Genomic DNA, 19,658 nt, shown 5'->3' with positions numbered 1-19,658 from the left:
CCAGCCCACCTCATGTCTAAAAAGTTGAATTTTCAGCTGTTCTCTTTTTTAAATATATCTTAAAAACCTTTGGATTTAATTTTATTATCTCAACATTAGAAGGCTTTTTAATTTCTATATCTACATCATGTAGCCCTTCTTTTAATTCAGTAAGATCTACGTTTAATTTTATATCATCTTTTGTTAATAGATTCATAGTACTTTCAACAGCTGCAAAAGTAACTGTTATCTTTTGGCCAGATTTATTTTTATCTATTTCTAACCCTGGATCTAAATTGTTAAAGTTAATCTCATCTATATTAAACTCGAATGTTTTTTCAACTTTCTTTTCAATCTCTACTGTAACATTTACTGAATCATTTTCATTAACTACTTCTATTCCTTCAGGTAAAATCAAAGGAGTAATTTTAGTTATACTTTTAGCAATATAATCGACATTTACAGGCTCTGTTTCTATTGTTTTTATATCTTTTATTACTTCCTCTGAACCTCTAATTTTTACATAGTCAGGTTCTGAAGTAACATTTTTTATTTCATATCCTATTAAAGGGCTACCTGTAATTTGTGGTTTAATTGGAACGTTCTTCACCTTTAATATAGGTATTTTAACATCTACAATATTTGGTTCTTTAGTAATACCTTCTACTTCATCGCCTCTATCATTTACAGCTTTTAAAGGTACGCTTGTAATTATATCTTCAGTTGAATTATCTAAATTTACATATGCAATAACATTTGTAACTGAATTAACCCATGTTCTTGGTCCTTTAATATAAACTGTGCTTGGCTTTACTATTCCTTTTCCTGCACTATACCCTATACCTTCTTTTCCTGTTAATCTCAATATAATAGGTTTTTGTTTCTGTACAATTTTATCAAATTTAAAAACAGCCTGTTTAGGATAATAATCTTCTATTTCTATTCTACTATCATGAGTCCTTACTTCAATATCAACTCTATGCGAACCCTCTTTATATCCACTCAAATCCGCCTGTGCTACTATATCATCTGCAGTTACATCTATTAATTCTTTTCTCCTACCAGAAAGCTTAACTTTTACTGTTATTTCTTTTGGCTCCATTAGAGTTATTCCTGAAAGTTCCAAAGTGTCAAGATTTACTAATTCTACTTTAATGTTTTCAATTTCTTTCGTTATTTTGGGATTCACATCACTCATAACATAAGTCCACAATATAACTGCGAAAAAAACGGCTATTATTTTTATAGTAATATTCCTATTCTTGATTTTCGCCATTTTTTATCCTCCATTTAATAAATAGTCCCCGTCTCATTTCATTATTAATATAAATATCCTCTAATATTTTTTCTAACGTTTTAATGTCAACGTAACGAGAAAGTTTACCATTATCAGCAATTGATATAACACCAGTTTCTTCTGAAACTATTATAGCCAATGCATCTGATTTTTCAGTTATCCCTAGTGCTGCTCTATGTCTTGTACCTAAATCTTTACTAAGATTCATATTTTCGGTTAATGGCAAAAAGCAGCCAGCAGCTTTTACAATATCGTCTTTTATTATTACAGCGCCATCATGTAGTGGTGTATTAGGTATAAAAATATTGATTAAAAGACCACTTGATACTTTTCCATTAATCAAAGTACCTGTTTCTGCTACCTCATTTAAACCTGTTGTTCTTTCTAACACTATTAAAGCTCCTATTTTCTGCCTTGATAAAGACGCTACAGCTTCTAATATTTCGTTTATAATGTTTCGAATGTCCTCATCTTCTATTTCAATAATTGGCTTCGTTAAAAATCTGCTTCTACCAATATACTCTAATGCTCTTCTTAATTCTGGTTGGAAAACTATAAGTAGGGCAATTACTCCAACTGTCATGGTTCTTTCAAGAATCCAGTTTATCGTAAATAGTTGAAGCCATTCACTTACCTTAGTAGCAACTAATAAAACTATGATACCTTTAATTAATTGTTCAGCTCGCGTCTCTCTAATAAGCATAAAAAGCTTATAAAAAGCAAAAGCCACTATAGCAATATCTATAATATCTCTTATTCTAATATTTACAAATAATTCCTTTAAAAACTGCATTTTAACACCCCTGGATATTTTTCTACCTAAATAAAATTATACAATATATATTACTTGGTATAAATACATAAACAATATTTTGGGTATAGTGTTCTATTGTAGTTCACTTTGATTAATAGTACTCATTGTAGCTTTATATGATATTTTTAACTTATTTAACAAATTTTCACTAATTCCTTCTACTTCTTCATTTAAATAATCAGTAGTCGGTAAAATTTCATATTTATATTTGCCATTAGATATATATCTATTTACCCACGTAGGAATATATTCTACGTTTTTAATTTTAGAGTTATTATGTACAAGGTCTTTTTCCAAGTGAATCTTAACTATAACACCATCTTCTGTATATCTATTTTTTATAGTTTCGTATCTTTGATTAGAAATAAAGTTACCCATAGAATATATCACATATTTTACTCGTCCATTTATTGTTTTCAACTCGGCTTTCTGTATAACATGAGGGTGACTTCCTAATATAATGTCTGCTCCCCAATCAAACATCTTTTGTGCTAACGAAAGCTGAAATTCAGATGGTTTTCTCTGATATTCGTTACCCCAATGAATAATTATCACCACAATATCTGCTTGTTCTCTTGCAAACCTTATATCCTCTTTAATCTTATCTTCATCTATAAAATTAATCATGTATTTTAATTCTTCTTCTGTTAGCCTTGATTCAAGCCCATTACAACCATAGGTATATGACATAAATGCTACCTTAATCCCCTTGACATCTTCAATAAGTACTCCTTTTACAGGTTCTTTATATGTCCCAACATTTTTTAGCCCAAATTGCTGTATATTTTCTATAGTTTCAATCAATCCTTCTTTACCTTCATCCAAACTATGATTGTTTGCAGTTGATAAGATATCGAATCCTATGTCTTTAAGTGTTCTTATAGCTGATTTGGGAGTATTGAAAGTAGGATAACCTCTATACCCGTGTTCTGGCCCTGCAGTTACCGTTTCAAAATTACCTATAGCTAAATCTGCGCCTTTGATGTATTTTTTTACTGATTTAAACATATCATCAAAATTGTACTCTCCACTTTTTACGTCGAGTGCACTTTTTATTTGTGGAGTGTGAAACATTATGTCTCCAGTTGCTACAATAGTTGCTTGAACCTTGTAATCTTGTTTAAGCTGCATTTCTAATACTTCATCAGGCTTTTTATAGCATACAAGTATATTTTTAGGGCTTGTCTTATATTTATCTGTAATATATCCTGTTAAAAAAAGAGAAATAAATAAAAAAAGTGTAGAAATACTCAAAATTAATCTTTTTCTTTTCATACAAGCCACCTTTACTGTTTTTCTTCCTAATTCTATTTTAAACCTTTTATTCCTGTTTGTTAATTAAAATTATTTTTCTTTATTTATTCTATTAAATCTTTCTCTTGATTCGATTATATATCTATTTAATTTAGACTGACTGTTTTTCCAAATATATACTAGGTATGGAATAAATAATACTACTAAAATTGGTACTCTAGACATTAATATAAAATCAAATATCCCATGAATAATAACTGGTACAAATAAAGATTTTTTTAGATTTAATTCTTTTTCTGTCAAATCATTTGTAAATTTTGATATAGAAAGATAATAGCCCATAGTTACTGCAAAAATTGCATGTGCTGGTACTGAAAGTATCCCTCTATATAGACCAACATAAGAGTTATAACTAAACCTGAAAACTACATACATAATATTTTCTACCGTAGCAAAACCTAAAGCTGAAAATATTGAGTATACTATGCCATCAAGCTTTTCATCAAAATATTTACTATTATATACAAGTCTTAATACTACTTCTCTTTTGAAAAACTCTTCTGTAAAACCTGCAACTACAAATGCTGTATAAAATGTACTTAATATCCCAGTAAAAAAATTAATAGTACCTAAAAACCTTTCTACTATAATAGTCGGAATAACAGATAAAGCGCCAAAAATAAATGTTTTCAGCAAAAGAGATATCGGTTCTCTATCATATCTATCACTGAGATAAACTGCATATGCAATTGATATAGCAGGAGTTATCGCTATTATAAAAAGTCTTATAAGCAAATCTTTCATCCTTTCAAAATACAAATAATATGCATTTTATTTATATTATTGACAATAAAACGTATGTTATACTTTTTATATTGGGTACTAGGTACTGGGTACTAAGTACTGAGAATAGGGGACAGGGAATAGAAATGTAAAATTGAAAGTTTAAAATGTAAAATTAATCAACAGTAGATTGTAAATTGTCAATTGTATTCTACAGTATTAAAAAAGAGAGTATTTCTACTCTCTTAATTCCTAATTTTTCTTGTATTCAAATTTTATCATTTTAGTCTTTCTTGAAAAAATACCCTTTTTAGTCATTGCCCCTTGTATAAAAAAGAATATTCCAAGACCTAAAAAGATGTCTCCTATACTTATAATTTTAGGAAATGGATATGGCTTTATTAGTGGTATGATATCTCCTAAAATAGGAAGTCTAGTAGAATCTGTTATTAATGTATGTGTTATTATCATATCCTTTTTTAACATCTCTAAATTAGATATTAAATTTGCTGCTTTCAATCCTTCAGGTGATACAGGCATTCTACCACCGTTTGCAACAATAACTATAAAATTAAGAAGTGTTCCAATAAAGACTAATATCATAGATTTATTTTTAAAGTTAAGCATAAGTGCAACAAAAATTAAAATGTAAGATAAGCTATGTACATAAATAAAATATTTATCAACAAAAGTACTTATTACTCCAATATGCTTTATTTTTAAATATACACTCGTAAATTCAAGTATAAAGCCTAAAACAAAAAGATACCAACATCTAATCTGTACTTTCCCAATGTTTTCTAGTTTTCCCCCTCTAACCTTACCTACAACTAGAGAAGTTGCCATTGACTCAATTAGCATTAGCCAGCATCCCCTTCTCATTATCATTTTTCATTACTTTTACAAACATCTTAGCAAATTCTGGATTAAATTGTGTTCCGGCATTTTTTTCAATCTCACTAAGTGCTACTTCTTTTGACAATGCCTTTCTATAAGGTCTATCAGATGTCATTGCATCATATACATCAGCTATTGCAAGTATTGCTGCTTCTACAGGGATTTCATTTTCTTTAAGCCCATCAGGATACCCTTTACCATCATATCTTTCATGATGGTGTCTTACTATGTCTGAAACTTCTTTTAAGAAATTAACTCCTTTTAATATTTCAGCACCTATTGATGGATGTTGTTTTATTTTCTGATATTCTTCTTCAGTAAGTTTACCTGGCTTTTTTAATATTTGATCGTCAATACCTATTTTCCCTATATCATGTAAAATTGCTGCATTCTTTATATTTTCGATTTTTCTGTCAGAAAGGTTCAATGCTCTAGCTAACTTAACTGCATACATACCTACCCTATCAGCATGACCCCTAGTATATGCATCTTTTGCCTCCATTGCATTTGTAAGCGCTTGAATAGTCTCCATATATACATGCCTCATATCCATATATAGTTTATATGAATATCTTGCTAATAATAGTGGACCGAAAAATATCACTACTGCAAATGCTCCTAATGCAAAATAAGCTAGAGCTATTATTAATCCCAACGTACCTATGGCAGCAGTATTTGGTATAATCCATCTAAGATTTTTCATCCATATTTTAACAATGTTTTGTCCACTTAAAATCGACATTAATTCTGCCATTATTGTTGTACTTAAAAGAATATATACAATGAAAGTCGATAAAATTGGAAGAGGATTTTTTATAAAATTGCCACTTCCTACAACTCCTCCTGACTTTATATAAACAATACCAGAAATTCCAATCACAATAATTATTTGTGAAACATTGAATATAGTCTTATACATTGGGGTATTAAATAAGTGTAAATACTTTCTGCCTGGCGCTTTTACTACTCTAAATAAAAAGCCAAAAGCAGTTACTAACGCACCTACTAATGGTCCTCCTATTATTATCGAGGCTAAGCTTATAGCAAAGCCTACTGATACTGCTCCTTCATTAGGTAAAGGTATAGGCAGAGATTCTGCTATTATTGATAGCAAAATAAAAGTTAATAAGAACTCTAAATCAAAATTAGTATTGTTTATATACAATAAATAAAATACTATAAAAGAAGTCAAAAACAAAAATAATATATAATGCTTCAATCTACGAGGTATGTTTCGCATAACGTCCTCCTTTTTATTATTAGGCCGGCTTAATACTTTAAAGAAAACTAATGATATATTATAACCAAGAAAGATTTGCTCCACTAGCTAATACTAAAGCTAATAAGCTTACTAATACCATTAATACTTTTTTCATCGAATATAGCCCCCTTTATGATTTTTTCTGTTGGCTCGCTATTCCAACAGGCTATACTCGCTTCGCTAAAGAGAAAAAAAGAGTTTAAGTAAGTTTTTTTTAAGAAAAAAATAAAAGTTAGCCGGCCTAATTACCACTGTAATGTCTAATAATGCTTCTATTTATTGCATCTAATGTTGCCTTTACTACTGCTTCCTTTTTGTCTCTATTGACAAAAGCACAACCTGATAGCAGCTTTTCATGGTTAGTAGTAACAAAAGTAATAGCTGAAACTATAACCTCTCGTCCTGCTAACCCAACAGTTTTTATATCTTCAAGTATGAAATTGTCCTCAATTCCTAAAAATTTCTCAACTGCCTTTAATGCAGCTGTTCCAAGAAGTCTTTGAGAATTTGAAACTGTATTTACCCCTGATACTTCTCCTTCAAAAATCTCTTCATCTTTTTCTAATATAACCTTAATATTTGCTCTTGTTCCTGACGTTGAAAACTCAATTGTCTTTAATTTTAATCTAAAATCCTTACTCTCAGCTGCTTTTTCATCAATTTGAGCAATACTTATTTTTTTATGATCTATATCTAAACCAAATCTTGATATTAAACCTGACTGCACATCTCTAGAAACCTGTTTTGGGCTTCTTTTTATGTCTGAAAGTATATGTATTTCTTGAATGTTACCGTTTTCATCGGCAACGACTTTACATGAAAGAACAGATTTAATTTGACTTATAAATTGTTCTATGTCCTTCATAATCATATTATCACCTTCACTCACTTTTTTGGACTAACTTATTTATTCTACAAGATATTTTATTCTACAAGATATTGTTTTTTCCTTTAATTTTTTTCTTAAATTATCAAAAAAAAATTAAAAACATCCCAAAGCGGGATGTTTTGGGATGTTTTTTTGTTATTTTTTAACTCTATTTACTAAAAGTTTTAAACTTTTCAGTTTTAACACCACAAATTGGACATTTTTCAGGAGCTTCTCCTTCTACAGTATAACCACAAATTTCACATACATGTAAATCGCCAAATTCTACATCTTTGCCAGAATCTACAGCTTCTTTTGCTTTAGTGAAAAGTGCTGCATGTGTCTTTTCTGCCTCATATGCATATTGCATTGAGATTGTAGCTCTCTTTTCTCCTTGCATTTTAGATACTTCTATAAAAGCAGGATACATCTGCTCAACTTCAAAATTCTCTCCATCTATAGCTCCTTGTAAGTTTTCTGAAGTACTGCCTATTCCAAATCCAGCTCCTGCAGTAACTGAAAAGTCTCCTTTTTCATCTTTTAAAGTCTTAAAATGACTTGTAGCATGAATTTCTTCAGCAAATGATACTGCTCTAAATAATCTTGCTACATTACTAAATCCTTCCTCTTCTGCTTTAGCTGCCCATACTTTATATCTCATATGAGCTTGGCTCTCTCCACCATATGCTGAACGTAAATTTGATGCTGTCATTGCATTCATATTTGTATACCCCCTACCCTAGTTTTTCTTGTCGAATTCATTAATACCCCTACATAAAATCTTTAAACAACTTTTTGAAATAAAAGAGGGAACAAAATCCCTCTTTTAATACTAGATAAATAAATTAACATTCGACTCTTCAGCTGCTCCTAAATAACTAGCAACTCCACCTATTTCTACACCGTCTATTAACTCTTCTCTAGTTATTCCCATTACATCCATAGACATATTACATGCTACTAATCTTATACCCTGCTTCTTAGCTTTTTCCATTAACTCTTCTAATGAAGAAATATTTTTCTTCTTCATTACACTTCTTATCATTTTAGCGCCTATGCCCATCATGTTCATTTGTGATAATTTTAATTTTTTACTTCCTCTTGGCATCATCATACCAAACATTTTATCCATTAAACCTTTTTCTACCTTTACTTTTTCTGGTTTTCTTAATATATTAAGTCCCCAGAACGTAAAGAACATTGTAACCTTTCTGCCCATAGCAGCTGCACCATTTGCAATTATAAATGAAGCTATTGCCTTGTCTAAATCTCCACTAAATACAATTATTGTTTTACCATCATTTGCAGTCTGTACTACATTGTTATTACTGCTATCTTTAACAATGTTTGCACCTCTACCCTTTCTAATAAAAGCTACAAACTCTTTTGGTCTTTTTTCAGTCTTTATCAAAGTATTACCAGTTCTTTTGCACCAATTTTTTATATCATTCACAAAACCAGGGTCTGTCGCGGTTACTTCTAGAATATCTCCATTTTCTAATGCCTTCATTTTTTCGTATACCTGCATTACCGGTCCTGGACACTGAAGGCCACAAGCATTTAGCTTTATAGTTTTTCCTTCTAGATTATTTATATCTATTTCTTCTGGTTCTCCACCTTCATTAAAGTCTGCATTTAAGTCAAAAGTAACTCCTCCACATTTTGAAGCTTCATCTTGACAGAAGATACAACTATAAGTTGTATATCCTCCACTTAAATTCTTAACTTTCTTAAAACCATTTTGTTTTAAAATTCTAGCTGCTAAATATCCTCTAAGTCCTATAGCACAATATGGTATTATTAATTTTTCCTTATCTAATTCATTCAATCTATTTCTTAACTCATCTAATGGTATATTAATTGAACCTTCGATATATCCTAATTCTCTTTCAATTTCATCTCTAACATCAAGAATAATTACTTCATTTTTATCTAATTTTTCTAGCTCATTGCACATTATAACATCTACGTCTCTTTTTAATATGTTCTCTGCTGTAAAACCTACCATGTTCACAGGGTCTTTTGCTGATGAGTAAGGTGGTGCATAAGCAAGCTCTAATTCTTTAAGGTCGTAAATTGTACCCCCAAATCTTATTGCAGATGCAATAACGTCTATTCTCTTATCTACACCATCATAACCTACAATTTGAGCACCTAATATTTTTCCTTTTAGGTTAAATATTAATTTTATTGTCATTGGTATTGCTCCAGGATAATATCCTGCATGTGATTTTGAATGAATAAGTGCTATTTTGTAGTCTTTACCATATTTTTTGCCCATTCTATTCAATATTTTTTCATTATTACCAGTTGAAGCAACTGTTAAATCAAATACCTTTGCTATTGAAGTACCTTGTGTTCCTTTATATTTTTCTAATCTACCTGCTATGTTGTTTGCTACTATTCTACCTTGTTTATTTGCAGGTCCAGCTAGTGGTATCATAGTCTTAGCACCATTTACAAAATCAACTACTTCAATTGCATCTCCTATAGCAAAGATATTTTTATCTGATGTTCTTAGATACTCATCAACAATTATTCCACCTCTTTGATTAACCTCAAGGCCACAATCCATAGCTAATTTGCTGTCTGGCCTTACTCCAATTGCAAGTATTACTATGTCAGCATCTAAAGTCTTACCACTTTGAAGTGTTACTTTAGTTATACCATCTTTATATTCAAATTCTTTTACTCCGTCTTTTAAATATAATTTTACATCTTTAGATTTAATGTGTTGATGAACAATTTGAGCCATGTCAAAATCAATAGGACCCATGACTTGGTCTGCCATTTCTACAATAGAGACTTCTAAACCTCTATCATAGAGATTTTCTGCCATTTCTATACCGATAAATCCGCCACCAACTACTACTGCACGCTTAGGCTTTTTATTGTCTACACATTCTTTTATTGCATCCGTATCAGGTATATTTCTTAAAGTAAATATATTAGGTGAGTCAATACCTGGGATAGGTGGTTTAATTGGACTAGCACCTGGAGATAATACTAAATAATCATATGATTCCTTATATATTTTTCCGCTGTTTAAATCTTTTACTTTTACTTCCTTTTTCTCTCTGTCTATTGATAACACTTCGTTTTTGACTCTTACATCAATGTTAAATTTTGATTTCATTTTTTCTGGAGTCTGAACTAATAAGGCATCTCTTTGCTCGATTGTACCACCAATATAATAAGGCAATCCACAGTTTGCAAATGAAATATGCTCACCTTTCTCAAACATAATAATTTCAGCAGTTTCATCAAGCCTTCTTAATCTAGCTGCCGTAGAAGCTCCTCCAGCTACACCACCTACAATTAAAACTTTCTTTGACATGAAAATTCCTCCTCGTTAATCATTTAATTAATATATATTAATAATTAAATTATATTGTTAAAAAAAATACAAAAACAAGTACGAAAAACAAACTAAAATATAGCCTTCAAAATTTTTCTAACATCTTCATTAACTAGATAGTATTTAATCTCTACGCCGTACCTTCTTCCTTCAACAACACCAGCTGCTTTTAATTTTGCTAAATGCTGTGATATTGTTGATTGAGGCATATTTAAACAATTTTGTATTTTAGTCACATTACATCCTTCATCATCTAAAAGTCCTTTAACTATGCATAATCTTACTGGATGTGCAATAGCCTTCAATATATCGGCTTTTTTAGTTAATTCTTCAATTTGATTTACTACATCTTTTATAAGTCATCACCTCGTTCTATCTCTATATCTTAATATTACAATATATAAAAAGATTTGTCAATTTGTTATAATCCATACTATGGATTATAACAAAATCTACCTTATAGTTTATTAAAATTAAGATTTTGTTTTATTTTATTTAAATCGTAGATTTTATTGTATTTATATTGCTATATTTATGGTAAAATAGTATAAACACATCTGAATTTACTATATCATATCTTAATCTGTTAGTCACTCCATTGAAATTAATTCTTTTAACCTTATTTGTGTCATGATTTATGTACTCAATCCCTTTTTCTTTTAATATTTTATAAAAAATTATTGGAGGTGTTTTAACTGAAAAAAAGAGATTTTAATAAAAAAGGAATAATAATTATGCTTTTACTACCGATTTCTTTTATAGTACTAGCTTTTATTCTTGATACCCCTTCTAATATATTAAAAGGGATTTTAGAAATAATAGTTAGCCCTGATATTTTGCTTACTGACTACATTAAAGTTGGAGGAATAGGTGCTACTTTAATTAATTCTGCTATCCTTACTTTAGTGAATATTTATATTATATGGAAACTAAAAATAAATATTAATGGTCCAATTATATCAGCTATTTTTACAATTATGGGATTCGCCTTTTTTGGTAAAAATATATTTAATGTTTGGCCAGTATATGTAGGAGGCTATTTATACTCTAAATATCAAAAAACTCATTTTAAAAACGTAATGCTAATCGTTATGTTTACTACTGCATTATCTCCTCTAGTAAACGAACTTGCTTACGGTTTAAATCTTCCTATACCAACTGGTTTAGTTTTAGGTGTTTTTGTCGGAATATTAGTTGGTTTTATTATGCCTCCACTTTCAGCTCATATGGTAAGAGTACATGATGGTTACAACCTATACAATATTGGCTTTACAGCTGGATTAATAGGTACAATAATTATGTCTATAATGAGAAGTTACGGATTCGCTACAAACAGTAAAATGATATTAAGTAGTGAATATGATATGTTTTTCAAAATATTTTTTGCAATATTCTTCTTAATTTTAATTGTTTTAGGTTTTATGTTTAATAATAAAAGTTTTAAAGGATATAAAAGACTCATTTGGTTTACTGGAAGGCTTATCACAGATTTTACACAACTAACAGGCTTTGGTTTAACTTTAATCAATATGGGATTAATGGGACTAATAGGTATACTTTATGTTATAATAACAGGTGGGGTAATTAATGGCCCTGTTATAGGTGGATTATTAACTCTTGTAGGTTTTTCATCTTTTGGTAAACATCCTAAAAACTCTATACCAATTTTAATAGGTGTTTTAATAGGTAGTGTTTTAATTACTAAAGAAGTAAATCCAACTATTTTAGTAATCACTGGTCTATTCGGAACTACTATAGCTCCTATTTCAGGAACTTATGGTTATTTAGCAGGAATACTTGCTGGATTTGTTCATTTATCTGTGGTAATGAATGTAGGATATCTTCATGGAGGGATTAATTTATATAATAATGGTTTTTCAGGTGGTATTGTTGCTACTATACTAGTGCCAATTATTGATGCTTTCAAGAAGGAGGATTAATATGAAACATGAGATAAAAAGAATATCAAAAATTCTTGATGAGTTAATTACTTTCTGTTTTCTCCACGGTACGAACAACATGAATATATCATTAGAAAATCATGAAGATTATTTTAAGATACATCTTGAAAGTGATAATATAGATTGCAATGATGTTAGGGTTCAGCAACTTAAAGAACTTTTAAACTACCCAAGACAATCAGAAGTAGAAGAATATTATTGGGAATTAGCTGGTGAATGTGATAGCGACACAGAACTTACTCTTGTAGGAATGATGGTGGATAAAGCAGAAGTAAACTTTGACGGAACTTCTCTATCTATAACTTTATATAGGAATAAATAAAGCATAAAATAAGAGGGATATAAATCCCTCATATTTTTTTGCTTTTCACTCTTTCTATAAGGTCTTCTACCTTTTCTTTAATAATATCTCTTGCTTTTCTAAATTCTTCTATAGGACCACCAGAAGGATCTTCAAGCCCCCAATCCTCGCTATAGTCACATGGTACATAAGGACATATTACACCACAGCCCATAGTTATTAAGATATCTATTTTTTCAGGTATATCTGATAAAAGTTTAGGATAATGGTCACTCATATTAATTCCAACTTCTTCCATAACTTGAACTGCTTTGGGCTTAACTTCTGGATACTCTTCTGTCCCTGCTGAATACACCTCTAATACATCTTTACCTAAATGTTTTGCCCAAGCTTCTGCCATCTGTGATCGGCAAGAATTATGAACACAAACAAAAGCAACTTTTTTCTTCACTAAAAGTCCTCCTTCTAAACTAGTACTCCAATAGGCAGCTTTGTCTTGCAATTTGTTTAGATACATTCAAATATCTCTATGTATAGATTATCATATGACAAATTTATAAGTCAATGTGATTTCTTTAAAGTATAGCTCTTAAGAAAATAAAGCATTAGTCACAGATATGCTTAAATAAGCGTAATATATTACTACAAAATATAATATTTCAGGAGGGGTAATAGTGGACATGAAAAAATATCCTTATTATAAACTTGCTAAAGCATATATTCCCTATCAAATAATGGGTAAAATATATTGTCCTGAAGAAGCATTAATGAAAGGAACTATTTTCCCTGAGCTATATATGCCTTATAAAGCTGTTAAGAAGTAATAATTTGGAGGTGTGTTTTGTGGATTCAAACCAATTGGATATGCTAAAAGAAATAATGGAAATATGCTTTTGCTTAACTGATATAAACTTATACCTTGATACTCATCCAAATGATGAAAGGGCTGTAGCTCTTCACAATACTTTTTCAAAGAAATATAAAGAACTTACAAATATGTATAGTATGAAATATGGACCTCTAACTAATTACGACCTAAGTAAATATCCATGGGAATATACCAAAAGCCCTTGGCCATGGGAAATAGAATATTGATAGGAGGTTAAATTATGTGGATTTATGAAAAGAAGCTACAATATCCTGTTAGAGTAGATACTTGCAATCCAACTCTCGCAGCTATGATATTAGAGCAGTTTGGAGGTCCAGATGGAGAACTTTCAGCAGGTATTAGATATTTAACACAAAGATGGGCAATGCCTACTGATCAAGCAAAAGGTATTTTAACTGATATAGGAACTGAAGAGTTTGCACATTGGGAAATTATAGGAACTATCGTATGGAAACTTATAAAAGACGTTCCTATAAAAGATATAGAAGGTACTCCTCTTGAAGCACACTATGTAAATCATGGTAAAAGTCCATTTCCTCATGATGCTGCAGGATATGCTTGGACTGCTACATTTATACAATCTAAAGATGATCCTATAGCAAATCTTCACGAAGATATGGCAGCTGAGCAAAAAGCTAGGGCAACTTATGAATATTTAATCAATATTTGCGACGATCCTGGCGTTAAAGATGCTTTAAGATTCTTAAGAGAAAGAGAAATTGTACACTTCCAAAGATTCGGTGAAACATTAGACATTGTACAAGAATGCTTAAATAGCAAAAAATACTATTAAACTACTCTTGTAATTAAATAACCCCTTAAAGTAGATAATTGTTTTTATGCTATCTACTTTAAGGGGTTTTATTTACACAGTATTTAACTTTAAAGTTTTACATCACCAACAACCACACCATTTACTTGGCCGTTAAATATTATTGGAATAGCAATTGTAACACAGTAATCATCAGTCATAACAGAAATATAAGGTTTAGAAATATACGAATTACCTTTCATAGCTTCTTTAAAGTAAGATCTGTGAGTTAAATTATCTACATCAATAGCTATAGTAGAACCCTTTACATCCCCTTTAGAATCTAATACAACAACTACTTCAAAGAGTTTATCAAATTTTCTACTTATATTGTCAATAAAGTTTCGTGCCTTTTCTTCATCTTCTGGATTATCTAGTCCATACTCTACTGTTAAATCCTTCAGAGTTTTTTCTGCATCCTTTATCCTTTTTTCATCATCTTTACCAATTTTATAACTACCTTCAACTTCTCTGATAAACTCAGTTAATTCTTTTGACATATTAGTCAGCTTTTCAACTGACTTAGAAATTACCTTAACCAAATTAACTTCTTCTTGAGTAGAAGCATTTATTTCTTCCATCCCTGCTGCAGTCTGTTGTGTAACCGCAGATATTTCTTCCATAAGCTCATCTACTTTACGGGCATTTAAAATGCCATTTTCTGATAGCTTTAAAATCTCTTCTGTAGAATCTAAAGTAGCATCAGACGTCTGTTTAACTTTATCAAACAATTCCTTAAATTCTTCAGCATACCGTACGTTCTTTTTCATATCTTTAACCTGCATTTCAATATGTTCAGCTATAAGATCTATTCTTTGAGATATATTCTCTACTATCTGTCTTATTTTTGAAGCTGATTTTTCAGATTCTTCTGCTAATTTCCTAACTTCTTCAGCCACTACTGCAAATCCTTTACCTACTTCACCTGCTCTTGCTGCTTCTATTGCGGCATTTAATGCTAAAAGATTTGTTTGCTCACTTATTCCACTAACTATAGCTATTATATCTTTTATTTTCTTAGCATCATGATTTAAGTTATCTATTTCAATAGCTAGTCCCTCATTATTTTTTTCGCTATTCTCTAGATTATTAATTAATCCTTGAAGTTTTTCTCCAGATTCATTTATCTTTTCTTTCATTTCTCTTGTCATTGAATACGTATTCTCAGCAAAGTTAGCAATTGTCTGAGAACTTTCAACAATCTGTATAGTACTATTTTTAGTATTCATAGCCCTTTCAGCTTGAAATTCAAGTCCTTGAGAAATTTCATTTATAGTTATTGATATCTCTTCAATAGACTTGCTTACTACCTCACAATCTTTTGCTATACTACCTGAATAAGTAAAAACTTTATCTGAAGCAACGAGTATTTTACCTACTAAACTTCTGATATTAGCTATCATGTTGTTTAACGATGCTACCATCTCTTTAAATGTTTTATCATAGCCATTTTTTATAGTTTGAGTAAGACTGCCTTGTGCCACTCTACTTACTAATTCACTCGATTTTACAACATATGCCTTTTGAAACTTTCCCATTAATAACGTAAATCCATAAGGAACAACTAAAGCTACTACAGCTATTATCGCAAGTTCAAGACTTGTCAATTCTAAAACGTAATTGCTCCCTGTTATTATCCAAGGCATAGCTACCCCCAATAAAAATACTATAAATGCTGTAATAAAAAACTTTAATTTCATTTAAATCCCTCCCCACTTTAATTTAAATAATTCGACTAATAAATTCAAAAGTCCTGTTAATTTAAAATTTAATTTTAATATTTTCAAAATAATATATTAAATCTTAGATGTAAAATAAAAATAAGTGTTATATAATGATATAAAGAATTATTAGGAGGTAAGCTTATGTATAGAGATATTGCTTATTACGAATATTCAAAAGAGATGCTTAAGCAACTACCAAAAGGAGCTTTTTTAACTGTTAAACACGAAGATAAGATTAATACAATGACTATAGGTTGGGGAAATATCGGATTTATTTGGAATAAACCAATTTTCACTGTAGCTGTTCGTTATTCAAGATATACATATGAGCTTTTAGAAAAAGCAAAAGAGTTTACAATAAGTGTTCCATTAAATAAAGATTTGAAAAAAGAGTTAGCTTTCTGTGGTACAAAATCAGGAAGAGATTTTGATAAATTTAAAGAGTGTAATTTATCATGTGAAAATGGTAAAGTTTTATCAACTCCTATTGTTGGAGATTGTGAATTACATTATGAATGTAGAGTGGTCTATCAACAGGCTATGGAACCAGCACTAGTTGATGGGGATATAAAACAGAATTTTTATCCAAATCAAAACTATCATATTTTATACTACGGTGAAATAGTTGCTTGTTACATAAAAGAATAAAAAAAGGTAGATGATCAATTCATCTACCTAAATTTATATTTTTCATAGTTAATGTAGAATCAACTACTCTTATACTTGTTATGAAAAATGTTACACCTTTTATTTCCGCATAGTTAGTATAAAACACGAATGATTGATAACCTGAGTGGTAATACCAGACCTATTTACATTCCACATAGTTAATATAAAACTTCATTTTTAATAAACTTAACCTAGCTTTACATAGCTGTATTTACATTCCACATAGTTAATATAAAACATAAAAGATATTATTAAAGTAGCAACATCAATTTTAAAATTTACATTCCACATAGTTAATATAAAACATTAGAAAATGTAGTTGAATTAGTTGTAAGGAGTAGATTTACATTCCACATAGTTAATATAAAACCCTGAATATCTTTCCTGAATAATCCCTGACTTATAAAGATTTACATTCCACATAGTTAATATAAAACGTCAAACCCATCAGCATCAATATTTTCTCTGCTCCATTTACATTCCACATAGTTAATATAAAACTTTATTCTTTGACCTTTGTTTCCTAATATGATTCTTCCATTTACATTCCACATAGTTAATATAAAACATTTTTACTATTATTAAGTTGGTCATCAAGTTCAGCCGAATTTACATTCCACATAGTTAATATAAAACCCCCAAGTACTATTTTTAAGTACCACTTCTCTTTCAAGATTTACATTCCACATAGTTAATATAAAACATGTGCTGAAATTGAAGAAGAATACGAAAGAGAACAATTTACATTCCACATAGTTAATATAAAACTTTAGAGTCAGCTGCATTAGTTGTTTTTATAAATAGATTTACATTCCACATAGTTAATATAAAACTTTGACTTTTATTAACGCTATTTCTCTTAAAATATTCATTTACATTCCACATAGTTAATATAAAACCCTGGATGATTAGTCCAGCTGTTTTTTTTGTCAATAATTTACATTCCACATAGTTAATATAAAACATACTGCTTTACAAATTCATAGTCTACTATATCCCCATTTACATTCCACATAGTTAATATAAAACATTTATACAAGTGAAAAGGGAATAAGAGATAGAATAAATTTACATTCCACATAGTTAATATAAAACATACTGCTTTACAAATTCATAGTCTACTATATCCCCATTTACATTCCACATAGTTAATATAAAACATTTATACAAGTGAAAAGGGAATAAGAGATAGAATAAATTTACATTCCACATAGTTAATATAAAACATTTCATCTGTCATATATGCTCCATGTTTTCTGATTGAATTTACATTCCACATAGTTAATATAAAACGCATAACATATTCTCATATACTCATGCTGTTCTAGACCATTTACATTCCACATAGTTAATATAAAACCCAATGGTACAGTAGTATATTACATGAATAGTTGGAGATTTACATTCCACATAGTTAATATAAAACTTAAAAGAATTTTACCCATATTATTTATCCCCTTTCTTAATTTACATTCCACATAGTTAATATAAAACTTAAATACTTTAACTGATATGTTAGGAAGTCCTCCAGTATTTACATTCCACATAGTTAATATAAAACATTTCATCTGTCATATATGCTCCATGTTTTCTGATTGAATTTACATTCCACATAGTTAATATAAAACGCATAACATATTCTCATATACTCATGCTGTTCTAGACCATTTACATTCCACATAGTTAATATAAAACCCAATGGTACAGTAGTATATTACATGAATAGTTGGAGATTTACATTCCACATAGTTAATATAAAACTTAAAAGAATTTTACCCATATTATTTATCCCCTTTCTTAATTTACATTCCACATAGTTAATATAAAACTTAAATACTTTAACTGATATGTTAGGAAGTCCTCCAGTATTTACATTCCACATAGTTAATATAAAACATTCTCTAACTTAATGTTAGTTAACACTTTAACATTATTTACATTCCACATAGTTAATATAAAACGGTTGTTTAAGGGGCAAAATGATTTTAGTTATTATCATTTACATTCCACATAGTTAATATAAAACCTCAACTTGTACTGGTGCTTGACCCTCTATTATTTCAACATTTACATTCCACATAGTTAATATAAAACTTACAGAATTTTGACAATACACAGACAACTGAATCGTCATTTACATTCCACATAGTTAATATAAAACGATGTATTAAAAATGACAAATAGTTTAATATTGATATATTTACATTCCACATAGTTAATATAAAACATCTGTTTGTATAAATGAACTTCTCATCAAAGATATATTTACATTCCACATAGTTAATATAAAACTGTATCTGTTAAATCAACATTTTCATAATCCCCCATGTCATTTACATTCCACATAGTTAATATAAAACTCTAAAGTTAGCCAAGTATATCCTTCGTTTGGTTTTTTATTTACATTCCACATAGTTAATATAAAACTTATCTATCGAGCTTCTCAAATTACCTGTATCAACAATTTACATTCCACATAGTTAATATAAAACTCTAAAGTTAGCCAAGTATATCCTTCGTTTGGTTTTTTATTTACATTCCACATAGTTAATATAAAACTTATCTATCGAGCTTCTCAAATTACCTGTATCAACAATTTACATTCCACATAGTTAATATAAAACTATGTCAACATTCCCGCTTGCTACTTCTTGACTGTCATTTACATTCCACATAGTTAATATAAAACTAATTATTAATTACTTGCTTACTGTACTAGCTGCTGTATTTACATTCCACATAGTTAATATAAAACTTTCTGTAATAGCTTCATCCATTAAATCTCCTACTTT

18 protein-coding genes and 1 CRISPR repeat array are annotated in these 19,658 nt (G+C 29.6%); of the genes, 6 read left to right on the top strand and 12 right to left on the bottom strand.

What is annotated here, in order from left to right; all coding sequences use genetic code 11:
* Window positions 1-16: 16 nt before the first annotated feature.
* From TR13x_RS05685 to TR13x_RS05640, 10 genes are all read right to left on the bottom strand, one after another.
* Window positions 17-1,255 (bottom strand): YbbR-like domain-containing protein, encoded by a 1,239-nt coding sequence (locus TR13x_RS05685; protein ID WP_054870943.1) that lies wholly within the window; start codon window positions 1,253-1,255, stop codon window positions 17-19.
* Window positions 1,236-2,069 (bottom strand): diadenylate cyclase CdaA, encoded by an 834-nt coding sequence (cdaA, locus tag TR13x_RS05680; protein ID WP_054870942.1) that lies wholly within the window; start codon window positions 2,067-2,069, stop codon window positions 1,236-1,238. Before cdaA ends, TR13x_RS05685 begins: the two co-directional genes overlap by 20 nt.
* A 93-nt stretch (window positions 2,070-2,162) precedes the next feature.
* Window positions 2,163-3,365, bottom strand: a complete 1,203-nt coding sequence (locus TR13x_RS05675) for a CapA family protein (RefSeq protein ID WP_054870941.1) — start codon at window positions 3,363-3,365, stop codon at window positions 2,163-2,165.
* Between the two features lie 69 nt (window positions 3,366-3,434).
* Window positions 3,435-4,148, bottom strand: coding sequence for a PrsW family intramembrane metalloprotease (locus TR13x_RS05670; protein ID WP_255351313.1), 714 nt, complete (start codon window positions 4,146-4,148; stop codon window positions 3,435-3,437).
* A 231-nt stretch (window positions 4,149-4,379) separates the two neighbouring features.
* Window positions 4,380-4,988 (bottom strand): DUF5317 domain-containing protein, encoded by a 609-nt coding sequence (locus tag TR13x_RS05665; protein ID WP_054870939.1) that lies wholly within the window; start codon window positions 4,986-4,988, stop codon window positions 4,380-4,382.
* Window positions 4,978-6,264 carry an HD-GYP domain-containing protein gene (locus TR13x_RS05660; protein ID WP_054870938.1) on the bottom strand — a complete coding sequence of 429 codons (1,287 nt, stop codon included), beginning with the start codon at window positions 6,262-6,264 and terminating at the stop codon, window positions 4,978-4,980. Before TR13x_RS05660 ends, TR13x_RS05665 begins: the two co-directional genes overlap by 11 nt.
* 262 nt (window positions 6,265-6,526) lie before the next feature.
* Window positions 6,527-7,156 (bottom strand): hypothetical protein, encoded by a 630-nt coding sequence (locus tag TR13x_RS05655; RefSeq protein WP_054870937.1) that lies wholly within the window; start codon window positions 7,154-7,156, stop codon window positions 6,527-6,529.
* A 166-nt stretch (window positions 7,157-7,322) separates the two neighbouring features.
* Window positions 7,323-7,874 (bottom strand): rubrerythrin family protein, encoded by a 552-nt coding sequence (locus TR13x_RS05650; RefSeq protein ID WP_054870936.1) that lies wholly within the window; start codon window positions 7,872-7,874, stop codon window positions 7,323-7,325.
* A 111-nt stretch (window positions 7,875-7,985) separates the two neighbouring features.
* Entirely contained in the window at window positions 7,986-10,490 is a 2,505-nt protein-coding gene (locus tag TR13x_RS05645) for a CoA-disulfide reductase (RefSeq protein WP_054870935.1), read from the bottom strand.
* 92 nt (window positions 10,491-10,582) lie between these two features.
* Window positions 10,583-10,816 (bottom strand): helix-turn-helix transcriptional regulator, encoded by a 234-nt coding sequence (locus tag TR13x_RS05640; RefSeq protein WP_242851729.1) that lies wholly within the window; start codon window positions 10,814-10,816, stop codon window positions 10,583-10,585.
* A 429-nt stretch (window positions 10,817-11,245) separates the two neighbouring features.
* Between TR13x_RS05640 and TR13x_RS05635 the strand changes: the two genes are divergently transcribed.
* Window positions 11,246-12,451 carry a DUF1576 domain-containing protein gene (locus TR13x_RS05635; RefSeq protein ID WP_054870933.1) on the top strand — a complete coding sequence of 402 codons (1,206 nt, stop codon included), beginning with the start codon at window positions 11,246-11,248 and terminating at the stop codon, window positions 12,449-12,451.
* 1 nt (window position 12,452) lies between these two features.
* Entirely contained in the window at window positions 12,453-12,794 is a 342-nt protein-coding gene (locus tag TR13x_RS05630) for a hypothetical protein (protein ID WP_054870932.1), read from the top strand.
* 28 nt (window positions 12,795-12,822) lie between these two features.
* Here TR13x_RS05630 and TR13x_RS05625 read toward each other — a convergent pair whose 3' ends face one another.
* Window positions 12,823-13,224, bottom strand: coding sequence for an arsenate reductase ArsC (locus TR13x_RS05625; protein WP_054870931.1), 402 nt, complete (start codon window positions 13,222-13,224; stop codon window positions 12,823-12,825).
* A 229-nt stretch (window positions 13,225-13,453) separates the two neighbouring features.
* On the opposite strand from TR13x_RS05625, the gene TR13x_RS10940 reads away from it, so the two are divergent.
* From TR13x_RS10940 to TR13x_RS05615, 3 genes are read left to right on the top strand one after another with little or no spacing between them, the layout of a single operon-like run.
* The gene (locus tag TR13x_RS10940; RefSeq protein WP_082394809.1) at window positions 13,454-13,597 is read left to right on the top strand and encodes a spore coat associated protein CotJA; all 144 of its coding nucleotides are present in this window, start codon (window positions 13,454-13,456) and stop codon (window positions 13,595-13,597) included.
* A gap of 19 nt (window positions 13,598-13,616) precedes the next feature.
* On the top strand, window positions 13,617-13,868 hold the full coding sequence (locus tag TR13x_RS05620) for a spore coat protein CotJB (protein WP_054870930.1): 252 nt from the start codon (window positions 13,617-13,619) through the stop codon (window positions 13,866-13,868).
* Between the two features lie 14 nt (window positions 13,869-13,882).
* Window positions 13,883-14,455 (top strand): manganese catalase family protein, encoded by a 573-nt coding sequence (locus TR13x_RS05615; RefSeq protein WP_054870929.1) that lies wholly within the window; start codon window positions 13,883-13,885, stop codon window positions 14,453-14,455.
* 89 nt (window positions 14,456-14,544) lie between these two features.
* Here TR13x_RS05615 and TR13x_RS05610 read toward each other — a convergent pair whose 3' ends face one another.
* A complete protein-coding gene (locus TR13x_RS05610; RefSeq protein ID WP_054870928.1) occupies window positions 14,545-16,173 on the bottom strand; it encodes a methyl-accepting chemotaxis protein in 1,629 nt (542 codons plus the stop codon).
* A 165-nt stretch (window positions 16,174-16,338) separates the two neighbouring features.
* On the opposite strand from TR13x_RS05610, the gene TR13x_RS05605 reads away from it, so the two are divergent.
* Window positions 16,339-16,845 (top strand): flavin reductase family protein, encoded by a 507-nt coding sequence (locus tag TR13x_RS05605; RefSeq protein WP_054870927.1) that lies wholly within the window; start codon window positions 16,339-16,341, stop codon window positions 16,843-16,845.
* Between the two features lie 162 nt (window positions 16,846-17,007).
* Window positions 17,008-19,621: direct repeats of the CRISPR family, unit length 29 nt; unit sequence ATTTACATTCCACATAGTTAATATAAAAC.
* Window positions 19,622-19,658 lie beyond the last annotated feature (37 nt).

The sequence above is a fragment of the Caloranaerobacter sp. TR13 genome, assembly GCF_001316435.1.
Lineage (GTDB): Bacteria > Bacillota > Clostridia > Tissierellales > Thermohalobacteraceae > Caloranaerobacter.
This window is presented reverse-complemented; position numbering and strand designations above follow the sequence as displayed.

Coding starts and splice junctions, on each gene's coding strand:
- TR13x_RS05685 (WP_054870943.1), bottom strand. CDS start 1,255: ATGGCGAAAATCAAGAATAGGAATATTACTATAAAAATAATAGCCGTT.
- cdaA (WP_054870942.1), bottom strand. CDS start 2,069: ATGCAGTTTTTAAAGGAATTATTTGTAAATATTAGAATAAGAGATATT.
- TR13x_RS05675 (WP_054870941.1), bottom strand. CDS start 3,365: ATGAAAAGAAAAAGATTAATTTTGAGTATTTCTACACTTTTTTTATTT.
- TR13x_RS05670 (WP_255351313.1), bottom strand. CDS start 4,148: ATGAAAGATTTGCTTATAAGACTTTTTATAATAGCGATAACTCCTGCT.
- TR13x_RS05665 (WP_054870939.1), bottom strand. CDS start 4,988: ATGCTAATTGAGTCAATGGCAACTTCTCTAGTTGTAGGTAAGGTTAGA.
- TR13x_RS05660 (WP_054870938.1), bottom strand. CDS start 6,264: ATGCGAAACATACCTCGTAGATTGAAGCATTATATATTATTTTTGTTT.
- TR13x_RS05655 (WP_054870937.1), bottom strand. CDS start 7,156: ATGATTATGAAGGACATAGAACAATTTATAAGTCAAATTAAATCTGTT.
- TR13x_RS05650 (WP_054870936.1), bottom strand. CDS start 7,874: ATGAATGCAATGACAGCATCAAATTTACGTTCAGCATATGGTGGAGAG.
- TR13x_RS05645 (WP_054870935.1), bottom strand. CDS start 10,490: ATGTCAAAGAAAGTTTTAATTGTAGGTGGTGTAGCTGGAGGAGCTTCT.
- TR13x_RS05635 (WP_054870933.1), top strand. CDS start 11,246: ATGCTTTTACTACCGATTTCTTTTATAGTACTAGCTTTTATTCTTGAT.
- TR13x_RS05630 (WP_054870932.1), top strand. CDS start 12,453: ATGAAACATGAGATAAAAAGAATATCAAAAATTCTTGATGAGTTAATT.
- TR13x_RS10940 (WP_082394809.1), top strand. CDS start 13,454: ATGAAAAAATATCCTTATTATAAACTTGCTAAAGCATATATTCCCTAT.
- TR13x_RS05615 (WP_054870929.1), top strand. CDS start 13,883: ATGTGGATTTATGAAAAGAAGCTACAATATCCTGTTAGAGTAGATACT.
- TR13x_RS05610 (WP_054870928.1), bottom strand. CDS start 16,173: ATGAAATTAAAGTTTTTTATTACAGCATTTATAGTATTTTTATTGGGG.
- TR13x_RS05605 (WP_054870927.1), top strand. CDS start 16,339: ATGTATAGAGATATTGCTTATTACGAATATTCAAAAGAGATGCTTAAG.